The sequence below is a fragment of the Polynucleobacter antarcticus genome, from assembly GCF_013307245.1.
In the GTDB taxonomy this organism is placed as follows: domain Bacteria; phylum Pseudomonadota; class Gammaproteobacteria; order Burkholderiales; family Burkholderiaceae; genus Polynucleobacter; species Polynucleobacter antarcticus.
The window spans coordinates 1,967,972-1,983,358 of the sequence record NZ_CP028941.1; the positions used below are offsets into that span (position 1 = coordinate 1,967,972).

Sequence of the window (15,387 nt, forward strand, 5' to 3'; positions counted from 1 at the left end):
AGTAGATTATCTGAGTCGGTTAAATTAGTATTTAAATTGCTAAAGCATAATTGTCGCATTCCTGAGAAACAAACCCAGAACCTGATGAATAAGCCCCATTCTCTCTATATTGGCCTGATGTCCGGCACCAGCTTGGATGGAATAGATGCCGTGCTGACAAAGCTGGATCCGAATGGGGGCACCACCCTATTAGGGTCGATCAGTTCGCCTTTTGCGCCTGAGCTGCGCACAGCCCTACTAGATCTTCAAACACCCGGCCACAATGAGATTCATCTTGAAAACCAAGCGGCCAATATGCTTGCCATCGCTTACGCAGAGACAGTTCAGCAGTTGCTTACTCAGTCCAAACTCAAGCCTAGTGATATTTGCGCTATTGGGGCACATGGCCAAACGATTCGCCACCAGGCTGAACTTCCAAATCAGCTTGCCTATACCCACCAAACCCTCAATCCCGCCTTACTCGCTGAACTCACCGACATTGACGTGATTGCAGATTTTAGAAGTCGTGATCTGGCGGCAGGTGGCCATGGCGCACCTCTCGTGCCGGCCTTTCATGCGCAACTCTTTGGCTGTAACAAAAATATTGCTGTCTTGAATGTAGGTGGTATTGCCAATCTCACACTACTTCCCAATGATGGCGAAGTAAGAGGGTTTGATTGTGGCCCAGGAAATATGTTGATGGATGCTTGGATTGCAGAACAACAAGGGCATGCATTTGATGAGGATGGTAAGTGGGCATCTCAAGGGCAAGTGGATAAAGGCTTGCTAACAAGAATGTTAGCGGATCCCTTCTTTAGTAAAGCGCCACCTAAAAGTACAGGTCGCGATGACTTTCATTTGAACTGGTTGCAGCAACAGGTTGGCTCTGACAATATTCATGCAGAAGACATTCAGGCTAGCCTCTTACATCTCACTGTGCATTGCGCATTACAAGCACTAGAGCGCCATGCGCCACAGACGCAAACTCTGATTGTTTGTGGCGGTGGAGCGTGCAATGGTGCGCTGATGCGTGAATTGAAAGCCGAGTCACATACCCTTTTTAACAATACCTTAGAGATTGTGACGAGTGAAGCTTTAGGCATCGACCCCCAGTTGGTGGAAGCACTTGCTTTTGCTTGGCTAGCCTGGGCCCACCAAGAAAAACGGCCAGCAAATTTGCCGGCCGTAACGGGTGCGAAGGGCCTGAGAATTCTAGGCGCTTGCTACCCTGCTTAATGAAATTGAAGCTGCTTCTAAACTACTTCTTTATGCAGAAAAAGAAGATCCGCAACCGCAACTAGAACTAGCGTTTGGATTCTTAATCACAAACTGTGATCCGTTGATATCTTCTTTGTAATCAATCTCAGCGCCAACTAAATATTGGAAGCTCATGGAGTCTACCAACAAGGTCACACCATTCTTTTCAAAGAGGGTGTCATCTTCATTCACAGCATCATCAAAAGTAAATCCGTATTGGAAACCAGAGCAACCGCCGCCTTGCACGAATACGCGCAACTTGAGTTCGGGATTGCCTTCCTCTGCGATTAAGTCAGCGACTTTAGCAGCAGCGCTATCCGTGAACACCAATGGTGTAGGTGGCTCAGCAAAATCTTGAACGGCTGGCGTAGTTTCTTGGGTGGCTAATTGGGTCATGGTCTGCTCCTAAGTCAAAAGACGATAATTCATTTTAGGCTTTTAATACTAAGTGTGCTTGAGGGGTCTTTCTAAGGAGATAAAGCAATCTGAGTAAGCCCAGTGGTCTCAGGCAGCCCAAACATTAAATTCATGCACTGCACACCTTGGCCAGAGGCCCCCTTCACTAGGTTGTCCTCAACTACCAAAATGACCAAAGTATCCCCATTGCCAGGGCGGTGAATGGCTATTCGCAGACCATTACTTCCCCTTACCGAGCGCGTCTCGGGATGGCTACCAGCAGGCATGACATCAACAAATGGCTCATCCTGATAGAAGGTTTCATAGAGCTTTTGGTAATCCACGTCCATACCTGCCTCAGTCAAGCGAACATACAAGGTCGAATGAATACCCCGTACCATCGGCGTCAAATGCGGCACAAAGGTAAGGCCAATCTGATCATGTCCTGCAATCGCCTTTAAACCTTGTACGATTTCTGGGAGATGGCGATGGCCTTTCACGCTATAGGCCTTAAAGTTATCGCTTGCTTCTGACAATAAGGTGCCGATTTCTGCCTTACGTCCTGCACCTGAGGTGCCAGACTTTGAATCAGAAATAATATGATTTCCATCGATCAGCTGCTTACCACCAGTCGATGCTGGTGAAAGCAAGGGAGCTAAACCGAGCTGGACAGAAGTAGGGTAGCAACCTGCTAAGCCAACGATCTGCGCTTTTTTAATCGCCTCACGATTAATTTCTGGCAAACCATAAACAGCTTGAGCCAAAATTTCTGGGCAGCCATGCTCCATGCCATACCATTTGGCAAATTCTTTGACATCTTTTAAACGGAAATCTGCTGCAAGATCTAAGACCTTTACTCCAGCGGCTAATAATTCTTTTGCTTGAGCCATAGCAACGCCATGCGGTGTTGCAAAGAACACCGCATCACATTCTGTCAGCTTGGCATCATTGGGAGTAGAAAACTTCAGATCAATATGACCCCGTAACGACGGAAATAGTTCTGCTACTGGCAAGCCCGCTTCTGTGCGCGAAGTAATAGCAACAATCTTGACGTCTGGATGCTGCGCCAAAAGACGTAACAACTCCACGCCGGTATATCCCGTTCCACCTACGATGCCAACCTTAATCATGTCATTCTCCAAAATACCGACTGATAGACTTTACTGCTAATACCCAGATTGTAGAAACAAAAAGGGCCGCTTGCGCGACCCTTTCATCAAATTGATGCGACTGAAAGAAATTAGCGCTTACTGAACTGCTTACGACGACGCGCGCCGTGCAGACCAACCTTCTTACGCTCTACTTCACGAGCATCGCGAGTCACCAAACCTGCTTTAGACAAAGCTGGCTTCAACGCGTTGTCATAATCAATCAATGCACGAGTCACACCGTGACGCACTGCACCCGCTTGACCAGTTTCACCGCCACCACTCACGTTCACTTTGATATCAAAGGTTGTGAGATGTGCTGTGAGGGCCAAAGGCTGACGAGCAATCATGCGGGATGTTTCACGCGCAAAATAGGCATCGATAGGCTTACCGTTAACGATAATTTCACCTTTGCCAGATTTAATAAATACGCGTGCCACAGAACTCTTGCGACGACCCGTACCGTAATTCCAATTTCCGTAATTAATAGCCATGTGGTTTCCTTAAATCTCTAACGCTTTGGGCTGTTGAGCCGCATGCGGGTGACTGGCATCGCCATAGACTTTCAATTTCTTGATCATGGCATAGCCGAGTGGGCCTTTTGGCAACATACCCTTCACAGCCTTCTCTAAGGCGCGACCTGGAAAACGATCTTGCATCTTGTCAAAGTTAGTCGAGCTAATACCACCTGGGTATCCGCTGTGACGGTAATAAATTTTGTTCAAGCCTTTTGTGCCTGTAACACGCAGCTTAGAAGAGTTGATGACAACAATGAAGTCGCCGGTATCAACGTGTGGGGTGTATTCAGGCTTGTGCTTGCCGCGTAGACGGAGTGCCACTTCACTGGCGACACGACCGAGGACTTTGTCCGTAGCGTCAATCACGAACCATTCATGCACTACCTCATGGGATTTTGCAGAAAAAGTTTTCATGATTTCTCAAATTGTTATAGTCAAAAATACTCCGATAAAACTACTTCTCCCTTGGCCCTGCTTATATTTGCAGGCTCGCAGATTCGGCAACTTCATCAGTACAACAATTACCGCTGACTAGTCGGTAATTCAGTAAAGCCTTGAATTATATCCTAAAAAAAACCCAGGAACGAGTCCTGGGTTGGAATCCACTTATGTTTAAGTGGAGGAGACACTAGGAGGAGCACCCATCTCTTATATAAGACTGGTGACCAATGAACTTATTGTATATAGAAATATGGTGCAATGCAAGAAAATTGACTGAAATCCATTTTTATCCTTTTTAGACGCAAGCTCTTTGTTAAAAAAATTGATAAACTCTTGATAATATTGATTAATTTAATAAGTTAAGGGTCACTAATATGGAATGCACAGTTTCTTGGATGGGCACTGATGGCATGGCTTTTTCAGCAGAAACCGGGAGTGGTCATCGCCTCATGATGGATGGGCCACCAGATGCCGGTGGTCAAAATAGTGCTGCAAGGCCGATGGAGCTTATTCTGGCAGGAACCGGGGGTTGCTCGGCATTTGATGTGGTTGTCATCCTACAACGCGCCAAACAAGCAGTGAGCGGCTGTGACGTTAAGCTGGTGGCTGAAAGAGCTGCTGTGGAACCTAAGGTCTTTACGAAGATTAATCTGCACTTTACGGTGACTGGCAAAGATTTAGAACGCTCCAAAGTTGAGCGTGCCGTCAAACTCTCTCACGAAAAGTACTGCTCAGCCACCTCTATGTTGGTCAAAACCGCGGAAATAACCTACACCATCGATATCGCTTCAGAATAAGTGCAGAGTCAATCGATAAGCCGGATTCTGTCGCCCAGATTTGCATCTAGGGGCAATCATTCCTCTAGGCCGGCAGTTACCTGACGGCTCAAGCTCCCTACCCGCAGACTCAGCGGGTCGCCTCATCGTCTGCTTACTTGGGATTGCTCCAGGTGGAGGTTACCGCGTTTCACCGTAACTAAATACGCTCGTCTCTGTGGCCCTATTCCTCACGTTGCCGTGGATGGCCGTTAGCCATCACCCTACCCTATGGAGTCCGGACTTTCCTCCCCTTCAATAAAGAAGCGGCGATTGCCCAATTGACTCTGCGCCTGCAGTCTAACGCAGTCACAGAAATTACGCCTGAAAATACTTTAAGTTAAGGACCAAGCTATCGTCCCACCCGCACGCAGTGGAACGATCGTAGCGTCACCTAAGGGGAGCTCAGTTGGAACAGATTGAGCCTGCTTGATGAGGGTAATTTTTTTACTATTGCGCGGTAAAGAATAAAAATCCGCACCGAAGAAACTCGCAAAACCTTCTAACTTATCTAACTGATTCATACTTTCAAATGCCTCAGCATAGAGACCCAAGGCATTGAAAGCGCTATAGCAACCCGCACATCCACATGCTGCTTCTTTAGCGCCCTTAGCATGTGGCGCACTATCCGTACCCAAGAAAAATCTAGGATTACCACTAATAGCTGCCTCTAGCAAAGCAACACGATGCTCTTCACGCTTTAGCACTGGTAAACAATAATTGTGCGGACGAATACCACCAGAAAAAATGGCATTGCGATTCATTAATAAGTGCTGTGGCGTAATCGTCGCAGCCAACAGATTTTTTCCACCGGTCTGTGCATCACGGACATAATGCGCCGCTTGCCTAGTCGTAATGTGCTCGAAAACAATCTTGAGCTCTGGAAAGTCTTTACGTAAGGGCTCTAGGATTTGATCAATAAAGATGGCTTCGCGATCAAAGATATCAATGTGCGCACTGGTGACTTCTCCATGAATTAACAAGGGCAACCCCACCGACTGCATAGCTTCCAATACACCATAGCAGTGCTTAATATCACTCACACCTGAATCACTATTTGTAGTAGCACCAGCGGGATATAACTTAAAACCCGCTATGCCTGCTGCTTGCGCTTTTTTTGCCTCATCGGCCGAAGTGTTATCCGTGAGATACAAAGTCATGAGAGGCGTGAAGCTGCTGATGCCCAGGGCCTTGAGCGTATTTTCAATACGCGTGCGGTAGGCCAATGCTAAATCGACTGTAGTAACAGGTGGGCTTAAGTTAGGCATGATGATGGCACGCGCAAATTGACGCGCAGTATCAGCCAATACATCCTTCATGATCTCGCCATCGCGGATATGCAAATGCCAATCGTCAGGCTGCGTTATTTGTATCGATGGAATCTGTGTTGAGTTTGAGGGCATATTTATTTAGGATTAATCCAACAAGATAATGCGAAAATCATTCACATTGGTCAAGGTAGGGCCCGTGTCCACTAAGGCGTCTAATTGGGCAAAAAATCCATAGCAATCATGTTGCTCCAGATATTGTGCAGGCAATACACTTCGCTCTTGAGCTGTACCTCTTGTCTCAGAGGTAAACCAAGCGCCTGCATTTTTCTCGCTACCATCAATACCATCGGTATCAGCCGCTAAGGCAGCCATATTATTGATATCGCCTGAAGCATGTAATAAGGAGAGTAGGAATTCACTACAACGACCGCCACGTCCTTTGATTCCAGCTGGGAGCGTTACCGTACATTCTCCCCCAGAGATCAATGCAATAGGCATCTTCACGGGCTCTAACCCCTGGGAATATCTTCGAGCCATTACTGCTTGTTCAATACCCACAGTTTGCGCTTCACCTGTAATAGTGTCGCCCAAAATAACTGGCTCATAACCTTTCGTGCGGACGTAATCCGCTGCCGCTTCAAGACTTTTATACGCTGTTGCGATCACATGATTAGTGACTAGAACATTTTTTAAATCACTGGCCTTGAGCGTCTCTGGAATCTCACCAGCATGGCCACGATGTAAGTGCTGCAAGACAGATGTAGGAATAGATTCTTCACCTAAGTGATACTTTTCTAGGATAGCTAAAGCATCTTGATACGTAGAGTAATCTGCCGCACAGGGGCCACTTGCAATATCCGCTGGTAAGTCGCCCGTGACATCAGAAATCAATAAGGCTTCTACACGAGCACCGCGAGCAATCGCTAGTCTGGCTAAATTGCCACCCAGAATGGCAGACAAGTGCTTGCGGACAATATTCATTTCTTCAATCGGAGCACCGGAGCGGAGCAGCGCCTCGGTAGTTTGTCGCATGTCTTCAATAGTGATACCAGGCTGGGGGAGCGTCAGAAGGCTAGAGCCGCCGCCTGAGATTAAAGCAATCAACACCTCCCCTTGCTTTAATTCACTGACAAGACGATAGATCTCCACAGCACCATCCATCCCAGCTTGGTCTGGCACGGGATGCCCTGCTTCGACAATCTGAATATGCTTTGTGGGCGAGTGATGACCATAGCGAGTTAAGACAAGGCCCGAGAGTTGCGCTTGGGGCCAATGGGTATTGGCATAGGCCTCTAAAGCGCTTGCCATAGAAGCACTAGCCTTACCAGCACCAACTACAACACACCTTCCTTGAGGTTCTGACCCCACAGGAAAAATACTATGCAGATGCTCAGGAATAATTTTCTTTGGATCAGCGACAGCCACAGCAGCCGCAAATGCTTGTTTAAGAATGGTCTCTTGTTGACTCATACAGCTATTCTAATCAAGATCAGCACGTTCTTGCATCTGCCACATCTCTGCATAGTGGCCATTAGCAGCCAATAGGGCGCTATGGGTGCCCCTCTCAATGATCTGACCTCGCTCCATCACTAAAATCTGATCGGCATGCACAATTGTTGACAGTCTATGGGCAACGATCAGCGTTGTCCGGTTTTTAGCAAGGCCTAGTAACTCCTCCTGAAAGGCTCGCTCTGTCTTGGAATCCAAAGCCGAAGTAGCCTCATCAAAAATCAGCATGGCTGGTTTTTTCAATAAAGTACGCGCGATGGCAACCCGCTGCTTTTCTCCACCGGACAGCTTAAGACCCCGTTCGCCTACTTGAGTCTCATATCCATCAGGAAGGCTTTTGATAAAACGATCAATCTGAGCGGCTCTGGCAGCCTCATGAACCTCTTCAATCGATGCACTTGGATTGCCGTAAGCAATGTTGTAGCCAATAGTGTCATTAAATAAAACCGTATCTTGCGGAACAATGCCGATTGCTTTACGGAGGCTAGCTTGAGTCACGTCCACCAGATTTTGTCCATCAATCAAGATCTTGCCTGACTGGACATCATAAAAACGAAACAATAAACGGGCTAAAGTACTCTTACCTGCACCGCTTTGTCCGACCACAGCCGTAATGGTTCCCGCAGGGATATTAAAAGTAATGTCGCGCAGTATTTCACGTTTAGCTTCATAGTGAAAAGAGACATTCTCAAAAGCTACATCAGGCCCTAGCCCTTGGTTAGCAATCTGCAAGGCCTTGGCATTGGGTCTATCTGCAATCTCTTTCTCAGTATCTAGGAGAGAGAACATCCGATCCATATCGGTGAGTGCCTGCTTAATTTCTCGATAGATCACTCCCAAGAAATTCAAGGGGATGTAGAGCTGAATCATTAAGGTATTGACCAATACCAGGTCACCTAAAGTCATCGACCCATCAATTACGCCCAAAGTAGCGCGCCACAAAATCAGCACTAAACCAACTGCAATAATGACTTGCTGCCCAAAATTAAGCACCGCTAAAGATTTTTGGGATTTCACTGCTGCAGTTTGATAACGAATTAAATTTTGATCGTAACGATTCGCCTCAAACGCTTCGTTACCAAAGTACTTGACCGTCTCAAAGTTTAATAAAGAATCTATGGCTTTCTGGTTCGCCTTAGAATCCATTTCATTCATAGTGCGCCGAAAGTGCGTACGCCACTCAGTCACTACTACTGTAAAACCGATATAGAGCACTAAAGCAATTAAAGTAATAGCAGCAAACCAAATGTCATATGCGTACGCTAGGTAGCCTAAGACCAAGCAGAACTCGATCAAGGTCGGCAGAATGCTATATAGCGAATAAGAGATCAGGGATTGAATACCGCGAGTACCGCGCTCAATATCTCGGCTAACACCGCCAGTTTGACGCGCTAAATGGAAACTTAAAGCCAAGGCATGGAGATGCTCAAACACTTGAAGCGCTACTTTACGAACAGCATTTTGAGTCACACGCGCAAAAAGGGACTCACGTAACTCAGTAAATAAGGAAGCAGAGATTCTTAAAAGGCCATAGGCCAAAATTAAGACCGTAGGAACAACTAATAAAGCTTGGGCTGAGTCTGCTTTGATATTGAGAGTGTCAATCAACTCCTTCATCAGAATGGGAATGCCCAGATTCGTTACCTTAGCCGCAATGAGGCAACTCAATGCGATAGCAACTCTGAATTTATATTCCAGTAGGTATGGTAGTAAGTCACGAATGACCTTCCAGTCATTGCCACTTGAAGTCTTGGCAACTTCTGCCTGATGATGGTGGCCAGATGTCGGTCTCATAATGCTTTCTTGGAATCTTGGGTTGCTTGTATGGATAGCAATTGCATAATCGCATCTCTATTACTAGGGGAAAAACATTGGCTAGCTGCTGCTTCATAAGGCAGCCATTGGTACGCAACATGCTCTCTTGGGGCAAGGGTCACTAGTGTATCTTCTGGCACGACTAAGGAAAACCAATGCTCCGTATTCTTGGTGACACTAGGGGCATAGCGATGACGCCACTGGGGGAAAATTTCATACTCGATGTGGTGATGCATATTTTGTAGGGAGCCAGGGGAAAGTGTTGTCACATCAATCCCCGTTTCCTCCAGCACTTCTCGCGAAGCCGCCGAGCTCAACACCTCATCATGCGCATCTACACTACCTGTAACCGACTGCCAGAAATCTGTCTTATCAGCCCGCTCGATTAACAAGACTTCCCCATTTAATTTATAGATGACTACTAAAACTGAAATGGGAATTTTCAAGATGCTTTAAGTCCCATCGTCTCTAGACAGCAGGAGTCGCTTGACGTAAGCGAATATGTAACTCGCGCAATTGACGCTCATCTACTGGACTAGGAGCCTGTGTGAGCAAGCACTGAGCACGCTGTGTTTTCGGGAAAGCAATCACATCACGAATAGACTCTGCACCGGTCATCATCGTCACGATACGGTCCAAACCAAAAGCAACTCCACCATGAGGAGGAGCACCATATTGCAAGGCATCTAACAAGAAACCAAACTTAGCCTGCGCTTCTTCAGCACCGATTTTCAAGGCACGGAATACTTGGCTCTGCACGGCCTCTTGATGAATACGCACTGAACCGCCGCCAATCTCACTACCATTAAGAACCATATCATAGGCTTTTGCTAAGCACTTACCAGGGTCCGATTCTAAATAATGCATATGCTCGTCTTTAGGACTGGTAAACGGATGATGACAGGCCACCCAACGTGCTTCACCTTCGTCGTAATCAAACATTGGGAAATCAACGACCCACAAAGGCTTCCAGCCTTCAGAAGAGAGGCCATGCTCTTTACCCCAAGCAGAATGTCCGATCTTGAGACGTAAATTACCAATCGCATCATTCACGACTTTTTCTTTATCAGCGCCAAAGAAAATGATGTCGCCATCTTTAGCGCCTGTCCGCTTGAGAATGCCGTCTATTGCTGCATCATGCAAATTCTTAACGATCGGAGATTGCAAGCCATTGCGACCCTCGGCTAGCGAGTTGACCTTAATCCATGCCAAACCTTTGGCACCGTAAATAGCGACAAACTTGGTGTAGTCATCGATCTCACTGCGGCTAATATCTGATCCACCAGGAACACATAAACCGACAACACGCCCACCCTCTTGATTCGCAGCACCAGAGAAGACTTTGAAATCCACATCTTTCATTAAGTCAGTGAGTTCAGTGAATTCAAAATTCACTCTTAAGTCAGGCTTGTCTGAACCAAAGCGGGCCATGCCTTCCGAATAAGCCATAGTCGGAAAGGGATTAGGCAACTCCACGTTCATCGTTATTTTGAAAATATGACGAATCATGTTTTCAAATAGCTCCCGAATTTCTATCTCGTCCAAGAAAGCGGTTTCACAGTCAATCTGTGTAAATTCTGGCTGGCGATCAGCACGCAAATCTTCATCACGGAAACACTTCGTTATTTGATAGTAACGATCAAAGCCAGCCACCATCAATAGTTGCTTAAACAACTGAGGTGATTGCGGTAAGGCAAAGAACTGACCATCATGCACACGGGAGGGAACCAAATAATCGCGAGCACCCTCAGGGGTACTCTTCGTCAACATCGGCGTCTCAATATCAATGAAGCCGGCTGCATCTAGGTAACGACGGCACTCCATAGCCACGCTGTAACGTAGACGTAAATTCTTTTGCATCTGTGGACGACGTAAATCCAACACACGATGCGTTAAACGCGTTGTCTCGGATAAGTTCTCATCATCCAACTGAAACGGTGGGGTAATAGATGCGTTCAGGATGACTAAGCTATGGCAAAGAATTTCTACCTTACCGCTCACAACCTCATTATTTTCAGTGCCAGCAGGTCGAGCGCGTACTAAACCCTTAATCTGAATACAAAACTCGTTACGCACTTGCTCGGCTAAGGCAAACATCTCTGGGCGATCGGGATCGCAAACAACCTGAACAAATCCCTGGTGATCACGCAAATCAATAAAAATCACGCCCCCGTGGTCACGACGGCGATTCACCCAACCGGAGAGAGTAACTTCTTTACCTATAAGTGATTCAGTAACCTGACCACAGGTATGGCTTCGCATCGACATAACAATTTCCTATAAATCAAAGAGGTGGTGACGGCTGAACTACAGCCAAACCAGGAATATTTTTGGGGGGCACAGACCCCATTGAAACAATATGTTTGAGGGCTTCTTCGACACTCATGTCTAACTCAATCGTTAGTCTACGAGGCACGATCATAAAAAAGCCCGAGGTGGGATTTGGGGTTGTGGGCAAGAAAACGTTGACGTAATCTTCGCCTAATTTGGTCGTGACTTCTTTAGCAGGTATACCGGTTTGGAACGCAATCGCCCAAGAATCGGCATGTGGATAACGAATCAAAAGTGCCTTGCTAAAAGCTTGACCGCTACCAGAAAATAAAGTCGAGGAGACTTGTTGCACGCTGGAATAGATCGATCTCACGATCGGAATACGATTCATGATCCGATTCCATACTTTCATCCACCACTGGCCTGCAAAATTAATTGCCAATAAACCAGTAAACATAATGACGGAGACCACAATCACAACACCGAGACCTGGGATTTCACGGAAATGCTTTAGATCACCCGCAAACTGATTAGGGAAGACCGCAATGATGGCTTGCATCACAGAGCCAAAAACGCCATCGAGCAAACCTAGGCCCCAAGTGATGACCCAGATGGTAACGGCCATGGGGACCCATACGAGAATGCCTGCAATAAAGTATTTTTTCATGTGCCTGTGACGATGCCGGTGCTGATACTTTGACTAACCTGATATTTTAGCGGGTTAAACCAAGACTGGCGACAGGCTAATACAGACCTAGGCCAATTATTACTATCCCAGCCAAAAATCCGCCTGCAAATAGCAAAATCCCCACTAATAAGCGATGGGTACGCCTTTCTTGCAATAAAAGACTCTTCAAGACCTCTAATTCAGCATTTTGATGTTTTTGCCCTTTTTGCTGCCCACTACTCTGCGCTAAGCTCTCTGCAATGAGGCGCGGTAATGTAGGTAAGATCTGCGCCCATGCAGGTGCCTCAGCCTTTACCCCTGCCACTAAGGCTCTCCAACCCAATTGCTGGCTGATCCATCTTTCCAAAATAGGCTTGGCTGTTTTCCATAGATCCAAATCGGGATCAAGCTGACGGGCAAGCCCCTCTACATTTAATAAAGTCTTTTGAAGCAGGGTCAGTTGAGGCTGAATTTCTACCTTAAAACGACGGGAGGTTTGGAATAAACGCATCAACACAATGCCTAAGGAAATTTCTTTTAAAGGGCGATCAAAATACGGTTCACACACTGAGCGTACTGCGCCCTCAAGCTCTTCTACTCTGGTATCGGCTGGTACCCAACCCGATTCCAGATGCAACTCAGCAACTCGACGGTAATCACGATTGAAAAATGCTAAGAAATTTAAAGCAAGATAACTTTTATCAGACTGACTCAATGCGCCCACAATTCCAAAATCTAAGGAGATGAAACGGCCGAATGTCTCTGGCTCCAAACTAATCATGATGTTGCCAGGATGCATATCCGCATGAAAAAAACCATGCTCAAATACTTGAGTGAAAAAGATTTCTACGCCATCGGCTGCTAATTTTTTAAAATCGACACCCGCTGCTCGCAAATCTGCAGTTCGTCCAATCGAGATGCCATTCATTTTTTCCATCACGATGACATTGGTGTGACACAGGTCCCAGTACATCTCCGGAATCATCAACTGATGAGAGCCCGCAAAATTACGCCTCAATTGACTGGAGTTTGCTGCCTCACGCATGAGATCTAATTCATCATGAATATGGGTATCAAACTCTGCAACGTTTTCACGAGGCTTTAAGCGCCGGCCATCATCCGAGCTACGTTCAATAATTTTTGCTAGGTCATATAACAGCGCAAGATCACCATCAATAATAGGCAGGATTCCTGGACGTAATACTTTGACTGCTACTGCGCGCCCTTCCCACTCAGGATGTTTTTCAGTAGCTCGCAAAAGGCCGAAGTGAACCTGGGCTACCGAGGCACTCGCTACCGGAGTGGCATCAAATTCAATAAATACTTCTTCAATAGATTGTCCCAGGGCTTTTTCAATCAAACGACAAGACTCTGCATTAGAAAAAGGCGGTACCTGATCTTGCAACTTCGCTAATTCATTGGCAATGTCTTCTGGTAACAAATCACGTCGTGTAGAAAGTACCTGGCCGAACTTAATGAAGATAGGGCCGAGTGCCTCTAGTGTTAAACGAATACGTTCACCCCGAGGCAGGGACTCGCCGGGCGAGGTCCAACAAATTACCGTAAGTGCAGCCCGCCGAATACCGGGCTTGAGGATGTCGCGCAAGGACAGCAGTAAGCCATAACGCCAGGCAGTAAAGAAGATAAAGGAAAGACGAGCCAGTCGACGCACGATTTATTTAGCCTTTTGCTCTAGCAGTTGAATACGCTTATCGATGCGATCCACTGCATCACGTAACTCATTTAACTCATTCTTACGAATCATAAAATCTCGTTTGTTTAACAGTATCTTTTTTTCTTCACTGACATACTCCACTGCATTTTCCAGTAAATCAGAGGCTGCCGATTGTTTGGAGGAGATAAACTTTTTCCCTTGACGCACTATAAAGTGTGCCGGTGCATCGCCAATGACGCGAGCCAAATCTTCCTCATACTCCCAACGCACCTGCCCTGCCAGTCGACCGACGAGTTGCGCCAAATCCGCATCGCCTGTAATTTTTACCGCTTTCATCGCCTGGTCGCGCAGATTTCCAGGAGCTCCGATCATCATACTGAGAGCATCCGCTGTGATTGCCAACTCTAGGGTGGGTTGGTCAACTTGATTTAAGGCGCTTAAAAGCCCGTCGGACGTCAATTCAAAATATAAATTACCCACTGGCAACTGTAGCAAAATGACCTTACCAGCATGCCTTGCCAACTCCGTCATAGCCCATGGCTCGGCTCGTAGAACATGATTTATCCCTTGGCAAGCCACGCTTGCAGCAATCGGGGGACTTAAGGAAGAGGGGGGCACAGGATTCATTGGTATAAAAAAACCCGCACAAGTGCGGGCTTTCAGTCGAAAGTAGCTCTAGCTTAAACTAACTGAGAGATACCCGCTAGTACCCAGCCTCCAGGACCACTGACTGGCTTGCTTAAGTTCCAGATTTCAGAGAAATTATTTGCTGGGGCGTCAAGCTGCTCACGGATGTTGCCGGAGAACTGCACGCTGCAGTAATAGGTGTTCTCAATAGTCTCAATACCGATGAGCTGGGCATTGAGCGTCACTACTTCTGTTTGATTGACGCTATCAGCACGGCCTGCGAGGTCTTGCTGAATCGTATCAAACATCTCTGGAGTAGCAAATTCACGCAAGGCCACTAAGTCACCTTGATCCCACGCCTTTTGCAAACTCACAAAATATTGTTTTGCATTTTCCAGGAATGCAGGCTGGTCAAAACCAGGCGGCAGAGTAGATTGAAATCCTGAGGGCTCTGCAACAACGGCGCCCGCACCACCAAAAGCAGCAGATGCAGGTGTGAAGCTTGGCTCATATTTAGGCGTCTGCTGATCAAACTGAGTGCGCTGCATACCCTGAGGAGCTGCAGCTTGTGGAGTGCGTCCTGCACCAGATAAAGCTGGCAACAATTTCTTGATCACGAACATGATGACAAAACCTGCCAAAACAGCAATCAATAGACCGGTGATCATAGAAGAAGCAGCCTCACCTAAACCCAAATGAGACAAAAGATATCCAATTCCTAAGCCGGCAGCTAAACCACCCAAAATTCCACCCATGCCACCGAAACGACTTGGGGCTGCCGCTGGAGCAGCAGGAGGTGCAGCAGCAGGTTGTGCTTGCTGTGCTGGTTTTGCGGGTGTAGCCTGCTTCTGCATCGGCGCACTAGGTGCTTTACCAATACTACTTCCACCGCCTAAACGCTTCGCATCCACGTGTCCGACGGAAGCAAATACTAAAAACAGACTTAAAAAAGTCGCTTTAAAAAAATGCTTGTTCATATTTTTTATCCCCTAATTATT

Annotated in this window: 15 protein-coding genes and 1 other RNA gene; 2 read left to right on the top strand and 14 right to left on the bottom strand. The window is 46.8% G+C overall.

All coding sequences use genetic code 11. The features are described 5' to 3' along the window. Positions 1-84 precede the first annotated feature (84 nt). The gene (locus DCO16_RS10155; RefSeq protein ID WP_173943532.1) at positions 85-1,215 is read left to right on the top strand and encodes an anhydro-N-acetylmuramic acid kinase; all 1,131 of its coding nucleotides are present in this window, start codon (positions 85-87) and stop codon (positions 1,213-1,215) included. A 30-nt stretch (positions 1,216-1,245) separates the two neighbouring features. Here DCO16_RS10155 and erpA read toward each other — a convergent pair whose 3' ends face one another. The 4 genes from erpA to rplM all read right to left on the bottom strand — a co-directional run bounded on the left by erpA (position 1,246) and on the right by rplM (position 3,712). Next, the gene (gene erpA, locus DCO16_RS10160; protein ID WP_173943533.1) at positions 1,246-1,632 is read right to left on the bottom strand and encodes an iron-sulfur cluster insertion protein ErpA; all 387 of its coding nucleotides are present in this window, start codon (positions 1,630-1,632) and stop codon (positions 1,246-1,248) included. Positions 1,633-1,703: 71 nt separating this feature from the next. Then, complete coding sequence (argC, locus tag DCO16_RS10165) at positions 1,704-2,762, bottom strand: N-acetyl-gamma-glutamyl-phosphate reductase (RefSeq protein ID WP_173943534.1); 1,059 nt, start codon at positions 2,760-2,762, stop codon at positions 1,704-1,706. Positions 2,763-2,872: 110 nt separating this feature from the next. Further along, positions 2,873-3,274, bottom strand: a complete 402-nt coding sequence (gene rpsI / locus DCO16_RS10170; RefSeq protein ID WP_072582726.1) for a 30S ribosomal protein S9 — start codon at positions 3,272-3,274, stop codon at positions 2,873-2,875. 9 nt (positions 3,275-3,283) lie between these two features. Beyond that, the gene (gene rplM / locus DCO16_RS10175; RefSeq protein WP_015422034.1) at positions 3,284-3,712 is read right to left on the bottom strand and encodes a 50S ribosomal protein L13; all 429 of its coding nucleotides are present in this window, start codon (positions 3,710-3,712) and stop codon (positions 3,284-3,286) included. A gap of 401 nt (positions 3,713-4,113) precedes the next feature. Between rplM and DCO16_RS10180 the strand changes: the two genes are divergently transcribed. Next, a complete protein-coding gene (locus tag DCO16_RS10180; RefSeq protein ID WP_173943535.1) occupies positions 4,114-4,536 on the top strand; it encodes an OsmC family protein in 423 nt (140 codons plus the stop codon). On the opposite strand, the gene rnpB is transcribed toward DCO16_RS10180, so the two are convergent. From rnpB to DCO16_RS10230, 10 genes are all read right to left on the bottom strand, one after another. After that, an RNA gene (gene rnpB / locus DCO16_RS10185) (RNase P RNA component class A) lies at positions 4,537-4,843 on the bottom strand. 46 nt (positions 4,844-4,889) lie between these two features. After that, a complete protein-coding gene (pyrC, locus tag DCO16_RS10190) occupies positions 4,890-5,957 on the bottom strand; it encodes a dihydroorotase (RefSeq protein ID WP_173943536.1) in 1,068 nt (355 codons plus the stop codon). Between the two features lie 12 nt (positions 5,958-5,969). After that, the gene (locus DCO16_RS10195; RefSeq protein WP_173943537.1) at positions 5,970-7,295 is read right to left on the bottom strand and encodes a glycerate kinase type-2 family protein; all 1,326 of its coding nucleotides are present in this window, start codon (positions 7,293-7,295) and stop codon (positions 5,970-5,972) included. A gap of 9 nt (positions 7,296-7,304) precedes the next feature. After that, positions 7,305-9,128: an ABCB family ABC transporter ATP-binding protein/permease gene (locus tag DCO16_RS10200; protein WP_173943538.1), complete on the bottom strand. Its 1,824-nt coding sequence runs from the start codon at positions 9,126-9,128 to the stop codon at positions 7,305-7,307. After that, on the bottom strand, positions 9,125-9,595 hold the full coding sequence (gene nudB, locus DCO16_RS10205; protein ID WP_173943539.1) for a dihydroneopterin triphosphate diphosphatase: 471 nt from the start codon (positions 9,593-9,595) through the stop codon (positions 9,125-9,127). Before nudB ends, DCO16_RS10200 begins: the two co-directional genes overlap by 4 nt. Before the next feature lie 22 nt (positions 9,596-9,617). Next, positions 9,618-11,417: an aspartate--tRNA ligase gene (aspS, locus tag DCO16_RS10210; protein WP_173943540.1), complete on the bottom strand. Its 1,800-nt coding sequence runs from the start codon at positions 11,415-11,417 to the stop codon at positions 9,618-9,620. A 16-nt stretch (positions 11,418-11,433) separates the two neighbouring features. Then, positions 11,434-12,087, bottom strand: coding sequence for a DUF502 domain-containing protein (locus tag DCO16_RS10215; protein WP_173943541.1), 654 nt, complete (start codon positions 12,085-12,087; stop codon positions 11,434-11,436). A 76-nt stretch (positions 12,088-12,163) separates the two neighbouring features. Continuing rightward, positions 12,164-13,759: a ubiquinone biosynthesis regulatory protein kinase UbiB gene (gene ubiB, locus DCO16_RS10220; protein WP_173943542.1), complete on the bottom strand. Its 1,596-nt coding sequence runs from the start codon at positions 13,757-13,759 to the stop codon at positions 12,164-12,166. A 3-nt stretch (positions 13,760-13,762) separates the two neighbouring features. Continuing rightward, the gene (locus DCO16_RS10225; protein ID WP_254598040.1) at positions 13,763-14,380 is read right to left on the bottom strand and encodes a ubiquinone biosynthesis accessory factor UbiJ; all 618 of its coding nucleotides are present in this window, start codon (positions 14,378-14,380) and stop codon (positions 13,763-13,765) included. A gap of 62 nt (positions 14,381-14,442) precedes the next feature. Then, entirely contained in the window at positions 14,443-15,366 is a 924-nt protein-coding gene (locus tag DCO16_RS10230) for a Tim44 domain-containing protein (protein ID WP_173943543.1), read from the bottom strand. Between the last annotated feature and the right edge of the window lie 21 nt (positions 15,367-15,387).